We start from the raw sequence: 17,052 nt of genomic DNA, 5'->3' as shown, positions 1-17,052 counted from the left end.
GTGCACGTGAGCAGCGAAGTGCGTCGGTGTCAATCGGAGATCACGGCAAAAGTGCGCGTGGTCCTGTCCCCTCATTGGCGCGGCTGTCATCGGGGTTATACAGCGCGCAGCTGTCCAGGCTTAGGCAGCCGCAGCCGATACAACCGTCAAGGCGATCGCGTAGCAATTCAAGCTGGGCGATCCGGTCGTTGAGGTCTGTTCGCATGTCTGTCGAAACACGGGCCCAGTCCGATTTGCTGGGGGCTTTGTGACGAGGGAGGTTTGTCATCTGATTGGCAATGTCGGCAAGTGAGATACCAAGTTTCTGGGCGATCATCGCAAAGGACAAGCGCCTTAGATCATGAGCGCCATAACGACGGTGGCCACCAGCGTTGCGTACGGGGTGGACGATCCCGTGGGTTTCATAAAACCGAATGGCCGACACCGCGAGGCCCGTGCGCGCAGAAAGGTCGCCGATGGTCAAACCAGACATGAAATTACTCCTTGATCTAAAGTGGACTTTAGAAATTACAAAGTGAGTCGTCGAGATTAATAAGGAGACAGACGATGACAGCTACGAAGGCGTATTTGGAACATGTGAACGTGACTGTGAAAGACGCAAAGGCAACAGCGGACCTGTTCGTTAATTTGTTTGACTGGCATATCCGTTGGGAGGGCGCGTCAATCCATGACGGCTATTCCGTACACGTGGGCAACACGGCATCTTACGTCGCGCTTTATAACAATAAGGGCGGTGATCCGATTGAGGGTGATGTTGTGAGTTACGATCAAAAGGCCGGATTGAACCATATCGCCGTTGTGGTGGATGATCTGGATGCGGTCGAAGCAAAGGTGAAGGCACATAACTTCGAGAGCCATAGCCATGCAGATTATGAACCCGGACGGCGGTTCTATTTTCAGGACGACAATGGATTGGAAATTGAGGTGGTGCAGTACGACTAGTTCAACAGTTTCGGCAGGACATGGGCCAGTGCACTATAGTGGCCCATGTCTCGTAACCTGTGCAGGGTTGCATTGGGCAAGTGTTGGCACAGGGCATCGGCCATAGAAATGGGCGCCCACGTATCCGCGCTACCGTGAAAGATCGTTACGGGGCAGGTGACGTCTTTCAAAAGCGGGGACCAGTCCTGCACGTAGTCTATGACAGCGTCCACATAGTCCGCGCGTCGGCTAACCATGCTTTGGCGCAGCAGGGCCGTGAGCTGAACTTGTGCGTCTTTGGTGGCGAAAAGGGCCAGATCCGCAGGCGCGGCATTGGAAAGCAGGACGCGGCGCAGCAAGCCCGGCGCGTAACGTGCCATTAAGGATTGACCGAAAGAGACCAGACCAAGCCGCGATTTGGCTGCTGCGCGAAAAACGGGTGCACCGTCCATATGTGGCAGGAAATCCCCAAGTGTTAGCGGGGCGGCTGGGGCAATCAAGACAATGCCGCGTGCGCCATTGTGAGCTGCGTATTTCAACGCGCGGTGTGCCCCTAGGGAAAAAGCGATCAGCTTCGCGTCAGGTGTTGCCTGTTCTTCTGGCAAAAGCGCATGCGGTGACACACCCGCGAATGTGACCTCATCGTGCCAACCCGGAACGCCGTGAAAATAAACTGGTTTCACAGGGGCCATTGTCCCAAGGCGGCTTGTGCTTTCTTAGTTAAAGACGTCCGTACAATCCCATAGGAGGTTTTAATCCGATGGCGCAGTTCTGCCTCGTCAGTGTTCAGAGGCAAGAAAGCCCATGAGCGGTGAAAATACGGCGCTTTGGGCCAGCCGAACAAATCTTCTAGGTGCAAGGCTTCCTCGACTGAGGCGCATTTGACCGCAACCCCGTCACCACGCGCCCCGATGCTGGCGAACATTTTGCCGCCAATTTTCCAAGCGTCATGGCCACCGCCCCACGGGTCAGATACCTCGGCGGAGGGGAGTGTTTTGCAGATGGTGTTAACGGTTTCGCGGCTCATAGGGGGATGATGGCGCAAGACGGTGCAAGCATGCAAGCGGGGCCGCTTGCTAAACTGGCCCTGACATCTGGGGCGTTGATTTGTGCGTCAGGGGCCGTTAGACAGGCTCTATGAAGAGCATTTGCATCATCTGCATTATTATTACCTGCTGACTTACGTCGCGGGCCGCTCTTTCACGTTTCCATAAACAGTTGAAGTTGCTAAGCCCGCGGGTGAAATCCGTGTGAGGCCAATATGACGATCCGACTGTATAATACCAAAACCCGTAAGAAGGTGGAATTCGAGCCAATCGATCCTGATAACGTGCGGATGTATGTCTGTGGGCCGACGGTCTATGACCGTGCGCACCTTGGCAATGCACGGCCCGTTATCGTGTTTGATACGTTGTTCCGCCTGCTGCGCCACACCTATGGGAACGACCACGTCACCTATGTGCGCAATTTCACCGACGTTGATGACAAGATCAACGCGACAGCACTGGCCCGCAAGGAAGCCGGCGCGGCTGGCACGCTTGAAGACTTGATCGCAGAGCGGACCGAAGAAACCATCGGTTGGTATCTGAACGATATGACCGAAGTGGGTGCGCTGGAGCCGACGCAGATGCCGAGGGCCACGAATTACATCGCGCAAATGATCGCGATGATTGAAGGTTTGATCGCTAAGGATCACGCCTATGCCGCCGAAGGGCACGCATTGTTTCGGGTGCGTTCATATGAAAACTACGGCGCGCTGTCTGGGCGGTCTGTCGATGATATGATCGCTGGGGCGCGGGTCGAAGTTGCGCCATTTAAAGAAGACCCGATGGATTTTGTATTGTGGAAGCCGTCATCTGACGATCAACCCGGCTGGGACAGCCCGTGGGGCCGTGGCCGACCGGGCTGGCATATCGAGTGTTCCGCTATGGCCAAGGCGTTGTTGGGGGATACGTTTGATATCCACGGGGGCGGGTTGGACCTGCAGTTCCCACACCATGAAGACGAGATCGCCCAAAGCTGCTGCGCCAATGATACCGATGAAATGGCACGCTATTGGATGCACAACGAGATGTTGCAGGTCGAGGGTAAGAAGATGTCCAAGTCCTTGGGCAATTTCTTTACCGTGCGCGACTTGCTGGAACAGGGTGTGCCCGGTGAAGTGATCCGCTTGGTGTTTTTGATGACCCATTACCGCAAACCAATGGATTGGACAAACGCCAAGCGCGGTGAGGCCGAAAAGATGCTGGGGGAGTGGATGTCTGTTCTTCAAAAGCACGGGTATTCGCCGAAAACCGTCGACATGCTTAAGGCGTCGGGGGATTGGGTTGCTGACGCTGAATTCATTGGTGTGTTGAGCAATGATCTGAACACATCCGGTGCGATTTCTCGGATGCATGTGTTGGCCAAAGCCAAGACTGCCGCAGGATTGGTCCCGTTGGCGCATGCTTTGGAAACGCTTGGGTTGGTAAACAACTGGTCGATCCTTGATCTGTCGCCGTCTCAAGGCGATGACATGCCGGAGTGGGCGACCACAGTCATTGATCGTTTGATCGTTGAACGCGGCGAAGCGCGTGTCGCCAAAGACTGGGGCGAGGCAGACCGTCTGCGGGATCTATTGAACGCCGCTGGGGTTCAGGTCACGGATGTTGCAGGAACCGCAAGCTGGCTTCCGGGTCCGGACTTTGATTCAAGCGTCTTGGAGGCGTTGAAATGACCGAACGTCTGTACCTTTACGACACGACGTTGCGCGATGGCCAACAAACCCAAGGTGTGCAGTTTTCAACGGATGAAAAACACGCGGTTGCCGCCGTCTTGGATGAACTTGGCGTGGATTACATCGAAGGCGGCTGGCCCGGTGCGAACCCGACGGACAGCGAATTCTTTGAGGATGCGCCCAAGACGCGGGCGATGGTCACAGCTTTTGGGATGACCAAACGCTCTGGCCGGTCTGCCGAGAATGATGATGTGCTGGCGGCGGTGATGAACGCGGGGACGCAGGCGGTGTGTCTGGTCGGCAAGACCCATGATTTCCACGTCAAAACCGCGCTTGGCATCAGTCTGGATGAAAACCTCGACAACATCGCAGGCTCGATCAAACATATAGTCAGCGCGGGCCGCGAAGCATTGTTTGATGCCGAGCACTTCTTTGACGGGTACAAGTCCAACCCAGAGTATACGCTCTCAGCCGCGAAAACGGCCTATGATGCGGGCGCGCGTTGGGTTGTTCTGTGCGACACCAATGGCGGCGCGTTGCCCCATGATGTGCGCGCGGCGACAAAAGCGTTGATCCAAGCCGGCGTGCCCGGGGATCACATCGGCATCCATACACACAACGACACCGAAAACGCGGTTGCCAATAGCCTGGTGGCTGTCGCAGCTGGTGCGCGCCAAATCCAAGGGACGTTGAACGGCCTTGGCGAACGCTGCGGCAATGCGAACCTGACAACCTTGATCCCGACGTTGCTGTTAAAAGAACCCTTCGCGAGCCAGTTCGAGACGGGTGTGACCCTTGATGCGCTTAAGGGGCTGCGTCAGGCGTCACGTATGCTTGATGAAATCCTCAACCGTGTGCCGCAAAAGCAAGCGCCTTATGTGGGTAGCTCGGCCTTTGCCCATAAGGCGGGGCTGCATGCCAGCGCGATTGCCAAAGACCCAAGCACCTATGAACACATAGACCCCGCATTGGTCGGCAACAGCCGGATTGTGCCGATGTCCAACCAAGCGGGTCAATCCAACCTGCGCGAACGCCTGAGCGCCATGGGCTTGGACGTCAAAAAAGGTGATCCTGCCTTGGCCCGCATTCTAGACCGCGTGAAAGACCGCGAGGCAGCGGGCTACACCTACGACACCGCACAGGCGAGTTTCGAGATTTTGGCCCGTGAAGAACTGGGGCTGATGCCCGATTTCTTCGAGGTGAAACGTTACCGTGTCACCGTTGAGCGCCGCCGCAACAAACGCAATCAAATGGTGTCCTTGTCCGAGGCGGTCGTCGTTGTGAAGGTGGATGGCGAAAAGACCATGTCGGTGAGTGAAAGTATCGGGCCGGATGGGTCCGATCAGGGTCCGGTTAACGCGCTTAGCCGTGCGTTGATGAAGGACCTAGGACGCTACCGTGATAAAGTGTCCGATCTTGTTCTGACGGATTTTAAGGTGCGTATCACCAATGGTGGCACCGAAGCTGTCACTCGGGTCATCATCGACAGCGCTGACGGGCAGGGCCGTTCGTGGTCCACTGTTGGTGTCAGCGCCAACATAGTGGACGCCAGTTTTGATGCTTTGGTCGATGCGATCCGTTGGAAACTGTTGCGTGATGGGGCTGATACGTGAGTTTTGATGCCTGCGCAGCCATCGTTGAAAAAGGCGATCCGCAACGGTTCATGGCGACGATGGCCAGCACAGTAGACGCGCGCCGCGTTTTGTTTCCGCTTTATGCGTTCAACGTACAGGTGGCACGCGCCCCTTGGGTGACCGAGGAACCAATGATCGCGGAAATGCGGCTTCAATGGTGGCGGGATGCCCTAGAAGAAATCGCCGAAGGTCGCGCGGTGCGCAAACACGAGGTGACGACGGCGCTGGCGGATATCTTGGATGTTGAAGGTGCAAAGGCACTCGATCGCTTGATCGCGTCACGCCGTTGGGACGTTTACAAAGATACCTTTGAGGACGCGGGCCATTTCCAAGAATACTTAGAAGCCACGGCTGGTGAGTTGATGTGGCAAGCCGCACGGTCATTGGGTGCTGATGATGCATCACGCGAGGGCGTCTTGGCTTACGGTACTGCAACTGGTTTGGCGCGGTATTTGGTGGCGGTTCCCGAGCTTGAAGACAAAGGGCGCAAACCCTTGGTTGACGGGCGCGCCGAGGCGATTGGGGAATTGGCTCACGCGGCATTGGCTAAGCTTGATCCAAGGGTGAAACGAACGCTTCCAAAATCGGCACGCGCAGCATTGGTGGAAAGCTGGGAAACTGTCCCGCTGTTGCGCCAGATCGCACGCCAGCCAGAACGGGTTGCGCAGGGTGCGGTCGGGCTTAGCCCATTTCGCAGCAAATTCCGTTTGTTGCGTTCGTCCTAAACGGAAGACCCGCGCGGCCGCATAGCAAGCCAGATCAATGCACCGCCAGCAAGCATCAGGAACGGTGCCATCGCGAGGTTTACAGCCGTCCAACCTTCCATTGGGTCGCCGCCCGAGCAGTTCATCAAACCGCCCGATGCAAGTGACGCGACCATCACTGACCCAAACACCACCATATCGTTTAGGCCCTGAACAACACCGCGCTCATGCGGTTGGTGTGATGAGGTCAGCATCGTTGTCGCGCCGATGAAACCGAAGTTCCAGCCGACCCCCAAAAGGATCAGAGCGGCGTAAAAGCTGACCAACGAGGGTTGACCGGCATCCGCAACATTAACACCAAAGAGGGCAGCCGCGCCCGCGGAAAAGAGGATCACAAGGCCTGTGGCCATGATGGACTTTACGCCAAAACGGGCGATCAAATGACCCGTAAAAAAGCTTGGGATATACATAGCTAGCACGTGGGCTGATACGATATTGTTTGCGTTATCAAGTTCATAACCGCATCCAACCACGGCGAGAGGCGTTGACGTCATCACCAAGTTCATCAGTGAGTAAGAGACCAAGCCGACGATGATTGCGACCAGCAGATTGGGGTCAGACAACAATTCACCACGTGAGCGTGGTGCTGGGCCTTCGACTTTGGGTTGGCCGCGCGTGCCTTTGGGCAAGTCGAGCGCCATGAAAAGAAACATCCCCACGAGGTTCAACACGATTACTGCAAGATAGATGCCAAGGAACGGAACAGCGAACGCATCTTCTACGGCTTTGTTAAGCTGCGGACCCAAAATAGCAGAGACCAAGCCACCCGCCATGACGTAAGAAATCGCTTTAGGCTTAAAGCTGTCAGAGGCGGTATCCGTGGCGGCAAAGCGAAAGAACCCTTGGGCCGACATATAGATGCCGGTGAAATAAGAACCAAGCAACAGAACCGGGAAGCTACCGAGGTATAGCCCATAAGCCGCGACCGCAGCGCCAAATGCGCCCGCGATTGCGCCGACATAGAACCCAAAGCGACGTCCACGATGCTGCATAAGCGGTGAGAGCCACGGTGCCGTCGTCATGGAGCCAAAGATGATCAGAGTGATCGGCAGGGTGGCCCAACAGATATTCGAGGCAAGTTGTTTACCAGCCAAGCCCCCAATCACAAAGATCATCGGCATCTGCGCACCAAGGATCGCTTGGGCAAGGACAAGGACGGTGACATTACGCTTTGCGCGGCTGTCGTCGATTTCTGGGGTCGCTGTATCAGTCATGAAAACTGGCTACGCCTGCGTGCAGGTCAAGGCAATGGGTGAAATGACGCGGCTAGGCGTGATCTATGATATGCGCAAAGGAACCTGACACCCGCCCCTCTGTTAGTCCGATGGGGCCAAGGTCGCGTCCTTCGGCATCACTTGCTTCAAAGAGGGGCGTTCCTTGGGCGTTGATGGTTGTTGCGTAGTGAAATTCATGCGCCGTGTAGGTTGCCGGATGCGAAGGCGTCAGCCCCCGCAAGGTTCTGTATCCGAGATGTAGTTTACGAGTGGCAAAACTGGTGGTGAGGCCAAGCAGGCCTGCCATTTTGTGGGGCGTGCCATCTGCATCGATCAAGGTTTCACCAAGGGTCATATATCCCCCGCATTCACCATATATATCAACTTGTTGTGCGGCGTTTCGTAGGCTTTGGATGAAGGTTTGATTGCCGGCGAGTGTTTCCGCATGAAGCTCGGGGTAACCACCAGGAAGAAACACTTCGTCCGCTGCTGGGACTGCTTCATCCGCAAGCGGTGAAAAAGGAATAATGGTCGTACCCTGCTCCTGCCAATCGGCAATGTGATGGGGGTAAACGAAAGAAAAGGCCGCGTCCTGTGCCAATGCAATACGGCGGGGCTGGGAGGTCTGCATACGGGTTGGGCTGGAGTTTGCGGGACGCATCAGAGCCAGAAGGGCCGTGAGGTCTATGTGCTGCGTGACTTGAGCGGCTGCGGTTTCGAGGAATACGTCTAGATCGGGCATTTCACCAGCTTGGACCAATCCGAGGTGCCGTGAGGGTCGTGACAAGGTTTCTGAGCGAGGAATTGCACCGAGAACAGGTAGACCAAGTGGTGCGATTGCTGTGCGCAACATGGTTTCGTGGCGCGGCGACCCAACGCGGTTTAGGATCAGCCCGGCGATCTGGACGGTCGGATCATGACTGGCGAATCCGCGCACAAGTGCACCAACGGAATGGGACATCGCTTTGGCGTCGATGATCAGCACGACAGGAAGGTCCAAGGTGCGAGCAAGGTCAGCGGTTGAACCTTTGCCAGCAGGGGGCGCGCCATCAAACAACCCCATTGCGCCCTCGACGATCAGGGGACCCGTGCCATCTGCTAGTCCGCGAATGCGTTCGGGCGACATGGCCCATGCATCAAGGTTTACACACGGGCGCCCAGAAGCGGCGGCGTGAAATTGTGGGTCGATGTAGTCGGGGCCTGATTTGCCGGATCGGACATTGTAGCCCGCATTGCGAAGCGCGCGAAGTAGGCCGAGTGTGATTGTGGTCTTTCCGGCGCCCGAAGACGGCGCGGCAAGGATAAGCCCCGTCATTTAAGCAGATTCAGCGGGGCGTCCGCGTCCTAATGGATCTAAGTTTTTAGGTGGAATCCCAGCGGCCTGCGCTTGCCAGTTTAGGACGTCGCGCATTTGAACGGCACGGCCAACACAGATGATCGCGGGGGGCTCAAATCCGCCTTTGGCGATGTCCTCGGTGATCGTCCCCAACGTGGTTTCAAGCACCTGTTGGTCTGGTGTTGTGGCGGTGGTGACAACGGCCACGGGTTCATCCGCCGTGCGGCCTGCGGCCATAAGAGAGGCTGAAATCTGGGCGATGTGTTTCATTCCCATATAAATCACAATCACTTGGCTGCCTTTGGCGATCGCCTCCCAATCAAGGGACTGTGTTGCATTGCCCGATTGATCATGGCCAGTAACGAAGGTCACGGATTGGTTCACATCGCGGTGGGTGACAGGGATGCCCGCATAGGCCAGACCGCCGATTCCGGCAGAGATGCCCGGAATGATGCGAACTGGCACGCCGTGTTGCACAAGGGTTTGGGCTTCTTCGCCGCCGCGCCCAAAGACAAACGGATCACCACCTTTAAGCCGCAACACGCGTTTACCCGCGTGGGCGAGGTCAACGAGCTGTAAAGAAATGTCGCGCTGCAAAGCACTTGGTTTGCCGCCGCGTTTTCCTGCGTAGATATGTTCCGCTTGTGGGGCCCAGTCGAGGATGGCTTCCTGCACAAGCGCGTCATAGATCACGACGTCAGCTTGACGCAGCGCATTCAACGCATGCAGGGTCAGCAAACCGGGGTCTCCGGGGCCAGCACCACATAGCCAAACCCAGCCTTTTTCAAGCTCGGGCCATTCAAAGCCGTTCGGTTGGGAAGGGAGTCGTAAATCCATGCCCCCTTATGGCGCGATCGCGCGGATAGGAAAAGGTGACAAACGACGTCTCTCTTGGGATTGGCGTCATGGGGGGACACGGGTAAGGTCGCCTTGAGGGTTGAATGAGATGACACGTAAACCAACAGGGGAATTGCGCCGTGGCTGGACCACGGGCGCTTGTGCCACCGCTGCCTGCAAGGCGGCGCTGTTTGGCTTGTGGGGCGATGCCCCAGCACGGGTTTCTATTACATTGCCTAAAGGGGAAGTCCCCCAGTTTGAGGTTGTCGAGTTTAAGCGCGGAGACGGTTGGGCCGAAGCGGGCATCATCAAAGATGCGGGCGATGATCCCGACGTGACCCATGGGGTGACGGTCATTGTGCGCGTGGCGCGTTCAGACGGTGGCGTGGTGTTCAGGGCCGGAGAGGGCGTGGGCACCGTGACAAAAGCAGGCTTGCCCATTGGCGTAAGCGAGGCTGCAATCAACCCAGTTCCACGGTCGATGATGGATGAGGTTGTCGCTGAGGTCGCGAGCGAGTTTGGCGAAAGCCCCGATATTGAAATCACGGTGAGCATCCCCAATGGTGAAGAAATCGCCCAAAAGACGTGGAACCCACGGCTTGGCATCAAGGGCGGTTTGTCTATTCTTGGGACAACTGGAATTGTGCGCCCGTTTTCGTGTGCTGCGTGGATCGCGAGTATTCATCGCGGCATTGATGTCGCGCGCGCGGATGGGGTGACCCATGTGGCGGGCTGCACCGGAAACATGAGCGAAAAAGCAGTTCAGGCGCTGTTTGGACTTCCTGATCATGCGATGTTGGATATGGGGGATTTCGTGGGCGGTATGGTCAAGTATATCCGCCGGCATCCCGTCGAACGCCTTACGATTGGCGGCGGGATTGGTAAGCTGACAAAGCTTGCGCAGGGGGCAGTTGATTTGCATTCGGGGCGTTCTCAAGTGGATTTCGCACAACTTTCGGAGTTGGTTGGCGATCCGCGGGTGGCGTGTGCGAACACCGCACTGGAAGCCTATGAAATTGCAGGTAAACCTTTGGCCGAACATGTGGCAAGGCTTGCCGCGATCAAGGCGATGGATATGTTTGATGGCGGCACGGCTCCCGCGCAATTGGACGTGGTCATCGTAGACCGTGCAGGACAGATTATCGCCCAAACGGAGACGCGAAAGTCATGACGGTGTTGCTGCTTGCGGGGACAGGAGAAGCCAAACGGATTGCGTGGGGGCTTGCCGATAAAGGGCGCAGGGTTGTGGCGTCTTTGGCCGGGGCCACGCGTTCGCCCGATCCACTGCCTGTTCCGACGCGGATAGGCGGGTTTGGTGGCGAAGACGCGTTTCGGGAGTATCTTGCGGCTGAAGGGATCAGTGCCGTTCTGGATGCGACGCACCCGTTTGCTGATCAAATCACGGATCGCACGGCGCGGGTGTGTGCCGCGTTGGAGATTCCTTATTGCCAGGTGCTGCGGCCGGAATGGAGCGCACAGGATGACGACAATTGGACGGCGATTGCCGCGCCCCGCGATGTCGCGGATTTGGTGCCTAAGGGTGCGGTGGTCTTTTTGGGGACAGGGCGCCAGACCTTGCCGGAGTTTGCCAACCTTGAGGGGCGGCGCGTTTTGGCTCGCATGATTGATCCGCCGACGACGCCGTTTCCGTTTGAAGGTGGGGAATTTGTGATCGGGCGGCCTCCGTTTGATCTGAAAAGTGAAATGCGGTTGTTTAAGGCGCTCGGGGTCACGCATTTGGTAGTCAAAAACTCCGGCGGGACGGGCGGGCGTCCAAAATTGGATGCGGCGCGCGAGATGGGGCTGCCGGTGTTCTTGTTGGATCGCCCCAAAGCGCCTGAGTTGAGCGAAACCGCCACCCGGGTTGAGACTGTTCAGGGCGCGCTGGCATGGGTTGCGGCACTATGACAGAAAGGATCATTCATACAGACGCCGATGTAGAAGAAGGTATGGAAGCCCTGTCTGCTCTCTGCCCACGGATGAAGGCCGCTTATGCTGAGACTGGACCTTTACCGTTGCGTCGAAAACCGGATGGGTTTGATCAGCTGTTGAACGCAATCATCGGCCAGCAAGTCAGCATCGCCAGTGCCGCCGCGATTTGGGGTCGGATGGAGGGCGCAGGTATGACGACTGTCACTGCCTGTGCCTCTGCCAGTGAGGATGAGTTGCGCGGTTTGGGGCTTAGTCGACAAAAGGCGCTTTATGCAGGTGAGTTGGCACGCGCGGGGATAGATTTCGATGGCCTCCGAGAGATGCCAAGTGATGCGGTGATTAAGACGCTCACGGCGGTCAAAGGGATCGGGCCATGGACGGCAGAGGTTTATGCAATGTTCAGCCTTGGTCGTGCGGATGTGTTTGCCCCCGGCGATTTAGCGCTGCAAGAGGCGGCGAAGGTCCTGTATGACTTGCCTGAACGTCCAAAAGAACGGGCATTTCGAGAGATGGCGAAAGACTGGGCGCCGTGGCGGTCGGTTGCGGCTCGGCTTTTGTGGGCCTACTACCGCGTTGCAAAGAAGAGAGAAGGTATCAGATGACACGGGTTTTGAATTCACTACAACGCGCACCAGTTTCCGGCGAGATGCGCTCGGCAGTTGTGTTTTTGCACGGTTATGGCGCCAATGGCGCGGACCTGATGGGGTTGGCTGATCCTTTGGGGGAACACCTGCCGGATACCGCGTTTTTTGCGCCGGATGCGCCGGAAGACTGTGCAGGTAGCCCGATGGGGTTTCAGTGGTTTCCGATCCCATGGATAGATGGGTCATCCGAGGAAGAATCCCGCGCTGGCATGGACCGTGCGGTTGAGGATCTAAACGCTTATCTGGACGGCATCATGGTCGACGAAGACCTGTTGCCAGAACAGGTGATGGTCTTCGGGTTTAGCCAAGGCACGATGATGGCGCTGCATGTGCTGCCGCGCCGCGAAGACCCTGTGGCAGGATTGATCGCGTTTTCGGGTCGCATGTTGCAACCAGAAGCCTTGGTGGATGAGGTCGTGAGCCGTCCGCCGGTATTGTTGGTTCATGGTGACGAAGATGATGTTGTCCCCGTTGAATCCTTGCCACAAGCCGCCGAAGCGCTGCAGGGGGCGGGCTGGAAAGAGGTCTACGCTCATATCCAGAAGGGCACGGGCCATGGTATCGCACCAGACGGGTTGCAGGTTGCACTGGCCTTTATGCGCGAACGCTTGGGCGTCGCCTAAGACGGCAGTTAATCGTTTTGAAATGTTTTCCCCGCTAGGTTTCGACAACTTAGCTGGGAAAGTCCGTTCGTGGAACAATTCGTTAATTTCGTATCGCCAAGGAATGCCGTGGATTTCATCGGCAAAGCCTTAGCGATGCTGGCGATTTTGGGCGCATTGAACCTGCTGCGCGATGTGCTCAGTTATGGCGATGGCCACGATAGTTTTGCAAACAACCTTTATGAGGCTGCTTTTGTCGGGACACCGTTTGTCATCCTATCGCTTGCGGCCCTTGGTCATATGCAAAAGTTGCAGCACAAGCTCGTGATGCTGGCCGCGACCGATATGTTGACGGGCCTCCCCAATCGCCGCGCGTTCATGGAAGTGGTCAAACACCCCAATCAAGAGACGCGCAGCGATGTTCTGATGATGGTGGATATTGATCATTTCAAGCGGATTAACGACACTTACGGGCACGCTGTGGGTGATAGATGCCTGCAAGAATTGGCGACGCGATTTCGCACCCAACTTCGTGAACAAGATGTCGTAGCCCGTATGGGAGGGGAGGAATTCGCGGTACTGTTGGTTGATGCAACACCGTCGCAAGCGGCCCCAATTGCAGAGCAGATTGCCCAAGGCGGATTGATTTCGCTGGAGGAGACCCCGATCCGCATCACGACCTCTGTGGGATATGCGCTGCGTGATGGGGATGAGCCTGCTGACACTGTTTTGCAAAGGGCAGATCAGGCCCTGTATCGTGCAAAATCTGAAGGGCGCGCCTGTGCACGTATGGCCCTGGATGCAGCATAGCGGGGAACTGTCATTTTGATGTTACGTAAGCCTGCGTAACATGTTCCTCATTCGGCGCGACTATATCTAGGGCTTGTTAGTTCAACATCCCAATATATAGTTAAGTTACGGCAGGAGCGGGCTCCCGCTCTGGTGCTATGAGATGGCAAACAGGGTGGGTACGGTTTTGCATAATGAAATGATCAATACGAGCGAATTTCGAACGGATTTTGTACGCCAACCAGCGGTCTTGAAACAACATCCTGCTTTGGTATTGAACGCAGATTATCGTCCACTGTCGTATTACCCGTTATCCCTGTGGCCGTGGCAAGAAGCGGTAAAAGCGGCTTGGCTAGAGCGCGTTGATATCATTGCTGAATATGATGTGGTGGCACGATCACCTTCGATGGACATTCGGCTTCCGTCGGTTGTGGTGTTGAAGGACTATGTAAAGCCACAACACCGCGTGGCCTTTACGCGGTTCAACCTGTTTTTACGTGATGAGTTTTCCTGTCAATACTGTGGCACTTCAGGTGATCTGACTTTTGACCATGTGGTGCCGCGCGCCGCTGGGGGGCGGACGTCATGGGAAAACGTTGTGGCGGCGTGTTCGCCCTGCAATTTGCGCAAGGGATCGATGTCGCTACGCCGGTCGGGAATGTCGCTGCGAAAACCACCCCGTCAGCCCGTTTCAGAACAGCTGCGAAACATCGGGCGAAAATTTCCGCCCAACCACTTACACGAGTCCTGGATGGATTTCCTGTATTGGGACGCTGAATTGGATGCTTAGGCCTTGTTCTGTTGGTGTAAAGGTACGGATAAATCTCACAAAATCGGTGGTTTTCCTTCCGAAACGGATGCATCGGATTCACCAGACACTGATTTACTCGGTTTTTTGCGTTAGGTAGGAGCGGCCATAAAAGACGCTTAGGTGCAATGATTAGAATATGGCTAATTGCTCATTTAACCAAACCGGAGATCTAAGTTTTTCTGAAGAGCGTCTTGTGAGAAAGTAGATGTTCGGCAGCACGTGGCACTTTCAACCGCAGCGAATGGCGGCTATGAGCCCAAAGTGACAACCATCAACAATGGAGTTAAGGTGGTTTTCATATTATTGGAGCCCGGTTGAGCTGAACCATGAATAGAAAAAATTTTGCTTTACTCTCATTGCTTCAAGTTCTTTGGGCGTGTTCGGAGCATAGCGGCCGTGTCAATTTGTTTACCGAAGTGGCACTTCCTGTTTCGGTCGAATGTGGTCAGCCGTTTTTGGCAGGAACTACTCAGGTCGAACTCCCCATCCGATCGCCGCAAACAACAGGGACGGCTTTCCAAGGGCGCGCGTCAGGTATGAATGATAAATTTCTGCTGTCTTGGGGTGATGGCAGTTGCCATTTGGTTATTTCTGAGTTGGGGTCAGATTGGTATCTAAGAAAACCGGAATCCGCGCCGATTGGTAGTCCATCGATGCCTTACGGGGCTCAAATTCTTAAGCGGCATGATGAGTTCTATTCCGACTGCAATGATAACCGAAGCGCGCATCCAAATTCCACGTTTCCACTTAGCTTACTGTTTGAAGAAACCTCATACTGTGGACGGGTCTGGCGTGCGAATTATATTCCGCTTTCTGTCATTGATCATGAAACAACCTACAGAATAATTGCGATTGAAGACACTTTCTTTGTTTGGGTGGCTGTTGAATGAGCGTTATGTTTGTAGACTTACTGTTAACGGCAGCTTTGTCCGCATCGCGGCCGTCCATCCACGCAAAATGCTGCATATGCCGGCCAATGTCCGCCTCGGGCAAGCTGCACTGCGGCGTTGAGAGCTTGCGAGAACGGCTGCTCACTACCCACTTTTGCCCATTCCCATACGCTCAACCTGCGCTCTGCCTTCGCTACCAGATTTGTCACTATTTTGGCCTTGGGGCGGATCACACGGTTGGCTAAGAACCAAGCATAATCACTGCATCCAACGTTGTATCCTTCGGCCAAGTTGGCAACATGCTCCGAACCAACCAATCTTGGACAACCGTGCGTACTGGGCCGAGTCCATTATGCAGGACAAGAACCAAATCGCCCAAGAACACGATCATTGTTTGACTCACAACGTTTCAACTTGGCCCGAAGTTGGTCCGGATCGAACAATTTCTCAGGGCGGATGGCGTCGGGTTAAGATGAAAGAACGTGGCCGATTGGGCATCTTTGCTCTGCGAGGTCGATGCTTTGAGGGTTGGAGGCGTCCAGTACAATGGACCAGACAAACTGTTCGTCAAATGCATCAAAAAACCCCGCCTGACAGAAGCAGGCGGGGTTCGCAATTTCAGAACTTTAGGCCTTCCGGCGACGTCGCATGACACCGAGAATTCCCAAACCACCCATCAGAAACATCGCCGAGGCAGGCAGCGGAACAACGTTTGGATCCGGCGGCGGTGGTGGTGGAGGTGACACACCAGGCGAGAAGGCCGATGCGATCGGTGTCAGGTAGCTATCAGCATTGTCGAAGCCAGAAATCGTGGCAAGGAATGCGTTATCAGCTTCCACGACACCGGCGCCAATTCCAACCGAGATCGTTCCGTACAGGATACCGTCAAGAAGTGTAAACATGGACGTGTCGACTGCGACACCATTCAGTTCAAGTGATGCAGCATCCGCTTGCGCGATCGCAATGTTGAGTTGGTTATCCGAGAATGCGTCCCCGCCAACGGGCGTCGTAAACGAATACGCGTCTAGGAGTTGGTCAACACTCGGGATCAAAGCAAACGCAGGGTCACCTGTTGTCCGTGTACCGCTAACGCCCCGCATAAATTGACCAACGCTTACAGGCTTGTCGGAGGTGATTGATGCGTTCCCGACGTTGTCGACTTCAAGCACTTCACCGGCATTGATCGTTCCCTGTGAAACATTATTAATGAACACTTCAGTACCGTCTTCCGCAGCAATCACGCGGATCAAATCTTTGTCTGCGCCCGCAAATGGCGTGCCCGCAACCAGAAATTCTGTATCGAAGTTTTCGACACCAAACTGTTGCTGGATCAAGTGATCACACGCGGCGACACCGCCCACATTCGTGCATTCGGTTCCGGCAAAAACTGCAACTGCACTCGTCGATTGAACGCGCGTACCGCTAAGGTCACCGCCTCCGCCCGACTCGTAATAAATCGTTTCGCCTTTGTTCAACACGACGTCGACCGGAACTCCATCGGTCAAGCCGCCGATGCCATCTGGCGTAATTGTGACAGTTGTATTATCCGCTGTCGCCGTGACTGACATCTGCGACCCGTCTCCGAAACCGCCTCCAATGGTCAAAACGCGATAGTCAGTGCTAAGCGCATCCAGATCAAGCAACGTCGTCATGTCTGTGGTGAAGCCAGCACGGTTCAGCGCCAAGCCGCTAATTGGATCGGCCGACTCGACCAGAACGGAAAGGTTATTGATGCTTGCAGACGCCGTCATCTCTCGACCACTTACGCCTAGCCCTAGCTCGAAGACACCTGTCGCATCAATTGAGAAGTTCTGCGAAAAGCCATCGTTACCGGTCGCGGTGCCGGTCGTGCCCTGATCACCGAAGATGAAGATAGTGTTGTTTCCGGCGTGATAATTCTCGTGAAAATTTGCAATGAAAGATGCTTGTGCTGCAGTGGTAGAAATCATTAAGGCGGCTACT

18 protein-coding genes are annotated in these 17,052 nt (G+C 55.6%); 11 read left to right on the top strand and 7 right to left on the bottom strand.

The genetic code is table 11. The features are described 5' to 3' along the window. Positions 1–40: 40 nt before the first annotated feature. Positions 41–472, bottom strand: a complete 432-nt coding sequence (soxR, locus tag KO486_RS09330) for a redox-sensitive transcriptional activator SoxR (RefSeq protein ID WP_216036957.1) — start codon at positions 470–472, stop codon at positions 41–43. Between the two features lie 74 nt (positions 473–546). Between soxR and KO486_RS09325 the strand changes: the two genes are divergently transcribed. Next, complete coding sequence (locus tag KO486_RS09325; RefSeq protein ID WP_216036956.1) at positions 547–942, top strand: VOC family protein; 396 nt, start codon at positions 547–549, stop codon at positions 940–942. Here KO486_RS09325 and KO486_RS09320 read toward each other — a convergent pair. Together KO486_RS09320 and KO486_RS09315 are read right to left on the bottom strand one after the other, a co-directional pair. Continuing rightward, complete coding sequence (locus KO486_RS09320; RefSeq protein ID WP_216036955.1) at positions 939–1,604, bottom strand: alpha/beta hydrolase; 666 nt, start codon at positions 1,602–1,604, stop codon at positions 939–941. The genes KO486_RS09325 and KO486_RS09320 overlap by 4 nt on opposite strands. Next, on the bottom strand, positions 1,601–1,948 hold the full coding sequence (locus KO486_RS09315) for an MmcQ/YjbR family DNA-binding protein (protein ID WP_216036954.1): 348 nt from the start codon (positions 1,946–1,948) through the stop codon (positions 1,601–1,603). Before KO486_RS09315 ends, KO486_RS09320 begins: the two co-directional genes overlap by 4 nt. A 234-nt stretch (positions 1,949–2,182) precedes the next feature. Here KO486_RS09315 and cysS point away from each other — a divergent pair, with 234 nt between their 5' ends. The 3 genes from cysS to KO486_RS09300 are packed head-to-tail and all read left to right on the top strand — an operon-like array spanning position 2,183 to position 5,996. Then, positions 2,183–3,637 (top strand): cysteine--tRNA ligase, encoded by a 1,455-nt coding sequence (gene cysS, locus KO486_RS09310; RefSeq protein ID WP_216036953.1) that lies wholly within the window; start codon positions 2,183–2,185, stop codon positions 3,635–3,637. Further along, entirely contained in the window at positions 3,634–5,250 is a 1,617-nt protein-coding gene (cimA, locus tag KO486_RS09305; protein ID WP_216036952.1) for a citramalate synthase, read from the top strand. Before cysS ends, cimA begins: the two co-directional genes overlap by 4 nt. Beyond that, positions 5,247–5,996 (top strand): squalene/phytoene synthase family protein, encoded by a 750-nt coding sequence (locus KO486_RS09300; RefSeq protein WP_216036951.1) that lies wholly within the window; start codon positions 5,247–5,249, stop codon positions 5,994–5,996. The genes cimA and KO486_RS09300 overlap by 4 nt, the downstream gene beginning before the upstream one ends. Here the strand turns inward: KO486_RS09300 and KO486_RS09295 are convergent. The 3 genes from KO486_RS09295 to cobA are packed head-to-tail and all read right to left on the bottom strand — an operon-like array spanning position 5,993 to position 9,422. Further along, complete coding sequence (locus tag KO486_RS09295) at positions 5,993–7,249, bottom strand: MFS transporter (protein WP_216036950.1); 1,257 nt, start codon at positions 7,247–7,249, stop codon at positions 5,993–5,995. The genes KO486_RS09300 and KO486_RS09295 overlap by 4 nt on opposite strands. A gap of 52 nt (positions 7,250–7,301) precedes the next feature. Then, entirely contained in the window at positions 7,302–8,564 is a 1,263-nt protein-coding gene (locus KO486_RS09290; RefSeq protein WP_216036949.1) for a cobyrinate a,c-diamide synthase, read from the bottom strand. After that, positions 8,565–9,422, bottom strand: a complete 858-nt coding sequence (gene cobA, locus KO486_RS09285; RefSeq protein ID WP_216036948.1) for a uroporphyrinogen-III C-methyltransferase — start codon at positions 9,420–9,422, stop codon at positions 8,565–8,567. Between the two features lie 109 nt (positions 9,423–9,531). On the opposite strand from cobA, the gene KO486_RS09280 reads away from it, so the two are divergent. The 7 genes from KO486_RS09280 to KO486_RS09250 all read left to right on the top strand — a co-directional run bounded on the left by KO486_RS09280 (position 9,532) and on the right by KO486_RS09250 (position 15,090). Beyond that, positions 9,532–10,593, top strand: a complete 1,062-nt coding sequence (locus KO486_RS09280) for a cobalt-precorrin-5B (C(1))-methyltransferase (protein ID WP_216036947.1) — start codon at positions 9,532–9,534, stop codon at positions 10,591–10,593. Further along, the gene (locus tag KO486_RS09275) at positions 10,590–11,330 is read left to right on the top strand and encodes a cobalt-precorrin-6A reductase (protein WP_216036946.1); all 741 of its coding nucleotides are present in this window, start codon (positions 10,590–10,592) and stop codon (positions 11,328–11,330) included. Before KO486_RS09280 ends, KO486_RS09275 begins: the two co-directional genes overlap by 4 nt. Beyond that, the gene (locus KO486_RS09270; protein ID WP_216036945.1) at positions 11,327–11,956 is read left to right on the top strand and encodes a DNA-3-methyladenine glycosylase; all 630 of its coding nucleotides are present in this window, start codon (positions 11,327–11,329) and stop codon (positions 11,954–11,956) included. The genes KO486_RS09275 and KO486_RS09270 overlap by 4 nt, the downstream gene beginning before the upstream one ends. Beyond that, entirely contained in the window at positions 11,953–12,621 is a 669-nt protein-coding gene (locus KO486_RS09265; RefSeq protein ID WP_216036944.1) for an alpha/beta fold hydrolase, read from the top strand. Before KO486_RS09270 ends, KO486_RS09265 begins: the two co-directional genes overlap by 4 nt. 69 nt (positions 12,622–12,690) lie before the next feature. Beyond that, positions 12,691–13,410 carry a GGDEF domain-containing protein gene (locus KO486_RS16445; RefSeq protein ID WP_216036943.1) on the top strand — a complete coding sequence of 240 codons (720 nt, stop codon included), beginning with the start codon at positions 12,691–12,693 and terminating at the stop codon, positions 13,408–13,410. A gap of 178 nt (positions 13,411–13,588) precedes the next feature. After that, positions 13,589–14,179: an HNH endonuclease gene (locus KO486_RS09255; RefSeq protein WP_216036942.1), complete on the top strand. Its 591-nt coding sequence runs from the start codon at positions 13,589–13,591 to the stop codon at positions 14,177–14,179. 347 nt (positions 14,180–14,526) lie between these two features. Then, entirely contained in the window at positions 14,527–15,090 is a 564-nt protein-coding gene (locus KO486_RS09250; protein ID WP_216036941.1) for a hypothetical protein, read from the top strand. A 626-nt stretch (positions 15,091–15,716) separates the two neighbouring features. Here the strand turns inward: KO486_RS09250 and KO486_RS09245 are convergent. Then, positions 15,717–17,039 (bottom strand): VPLPA-CTERM sorting domain-containing protein, encoded by a 1,323-nt coding sequence (locus KO486_RS09245; RefSeq protein WP_216036940.1) that lies wholly within the window; start codon positions 17,037–17,039, stop codon positions 15,717–15,719. Positions 17,040–17,052 lie beyond the last annotated feature (13 nt).

The sequence above is a fragment of the Octadecabacter sp. B2R22 genome, assembly GCF_018861045.1.
Lineage (GTDB): Bacteria > Pseudomonadota > Alphaproteobacteria > Rhodobacterales > Rhodobacteraceae > Octadecabacter.
This window is presented reverse-complemented; position numbering and strand designations above follow the sequence as displayed.

What these genes read in the sequence shown, in the direction of transcription:
- KO486_RS09245 (WP_216036940.1), bottom strand. Translation starts at nt 17,039, where the DNA reads ATGATTTCTACCACTGCAGCACAAGCATCTTTCATTGCAAATTTTCAC.
- KO486_RS09290 (WP_216036949.1), bottom strand. Translation starts at nt 8,564, where the DNA reads ATGACGGGGCTTATCCTTGCCGCGCCGTCTTCGGGCGCCGGAAAGACC.
- cobA (WP_216036948.1), bottom strand. Translation starts at nt 9,422, where the DNA reads ATGGATTTACGACTCCCTTCCCAACCGAACGGCTTTGAATGGCCCGAG.
- KO486_RS09255 (WP_216036942.1), top strand. Translation starts at nt 13,589, where the DNA reads ATGATCAATACGAGCGAATTTCGAACGGATTTTGTACGCCAACCAGCG.
- KO486_RS09325 (WP_216036956.1), top strand. Translation starts at nt 547, where the DNA reads ATGACAGCTACGAAGGCGTATTTGGAACATGTGAACGTGACTGTGAAA.
- cimA (WP_216036952.1), top strand. Translation starts at nt 3,634, where the DNA reads ATGACCGAACGTCTGTACCTTTACGACACGACGTTGCGCGATGGCCAA.
- KO486_RS09250 (WP_216036941.1), top strand. Translation starts at nt 14,527, where the DNA reads ATGAATAGAAAAAATTTTGCTTTACTCTCATTGCTTCAAGTTCTTTGG.
- KO486_RS09315 (WP_216036954.1), bottom strand. Translation starts at nt 1,948, where the DNA reads ATGAGCCGCGAAACCGTTAACACCATCTGCAAAACACTCCCCTCCGCC.
- KO486_RS09265 (WP_216036944.1), top strand. Translation starts at nt 11,953, where the DNA reads ATGACACGGGTTTTGAATTCACTACAACGCGCACCAGTTTCCGGCGAG.
- cysS (WP_216036953.1), top strand. Translation starts at nt 2,183, where the DNA reads ATGACGATCCGACTGTATAATACCAAAACCCGTAAGAAGGTGGAATTC.
- KO486_RS09275 (WP_216036946.1), top strand. Translation starts at nt 10,590, where the DNA reads ATGACGGTGTTGCTGCTTGCGGGGACAGGAGAAGCCAAACGGATTGCG.
- KO486_RS09295 (WP_216036950.1), bottom strand. Translation starts at nt 7,249, where the DNA reads ATGACTGATACAGCGACCCCAGAAATCGACGACAGCCGCGCAAAGCGT.
- KO486_RS09270 (WP_216036945.1), top strand. Translation starts at nt 11,327, where the DNA reads ATGACAGAAAGGATCATTCATACAGACGCCGATGTAGAAGAAGGTATG.
- soxR (WP_216036957.1), bottom strand. Translation starts at nt 472, where the DNA reads ATGTCTGGTTTGACCATCGGCGACCTTTCTGCGCGCACGGGCCTCGCG.
- KO486_RS09280 (WP_216036947.1), top strand. Translation starts at nt 9,532, where the DNA reads ATGACACGTAAACCAACAGGGGAATTGCGCCGTGGCTGGACCACGGGC.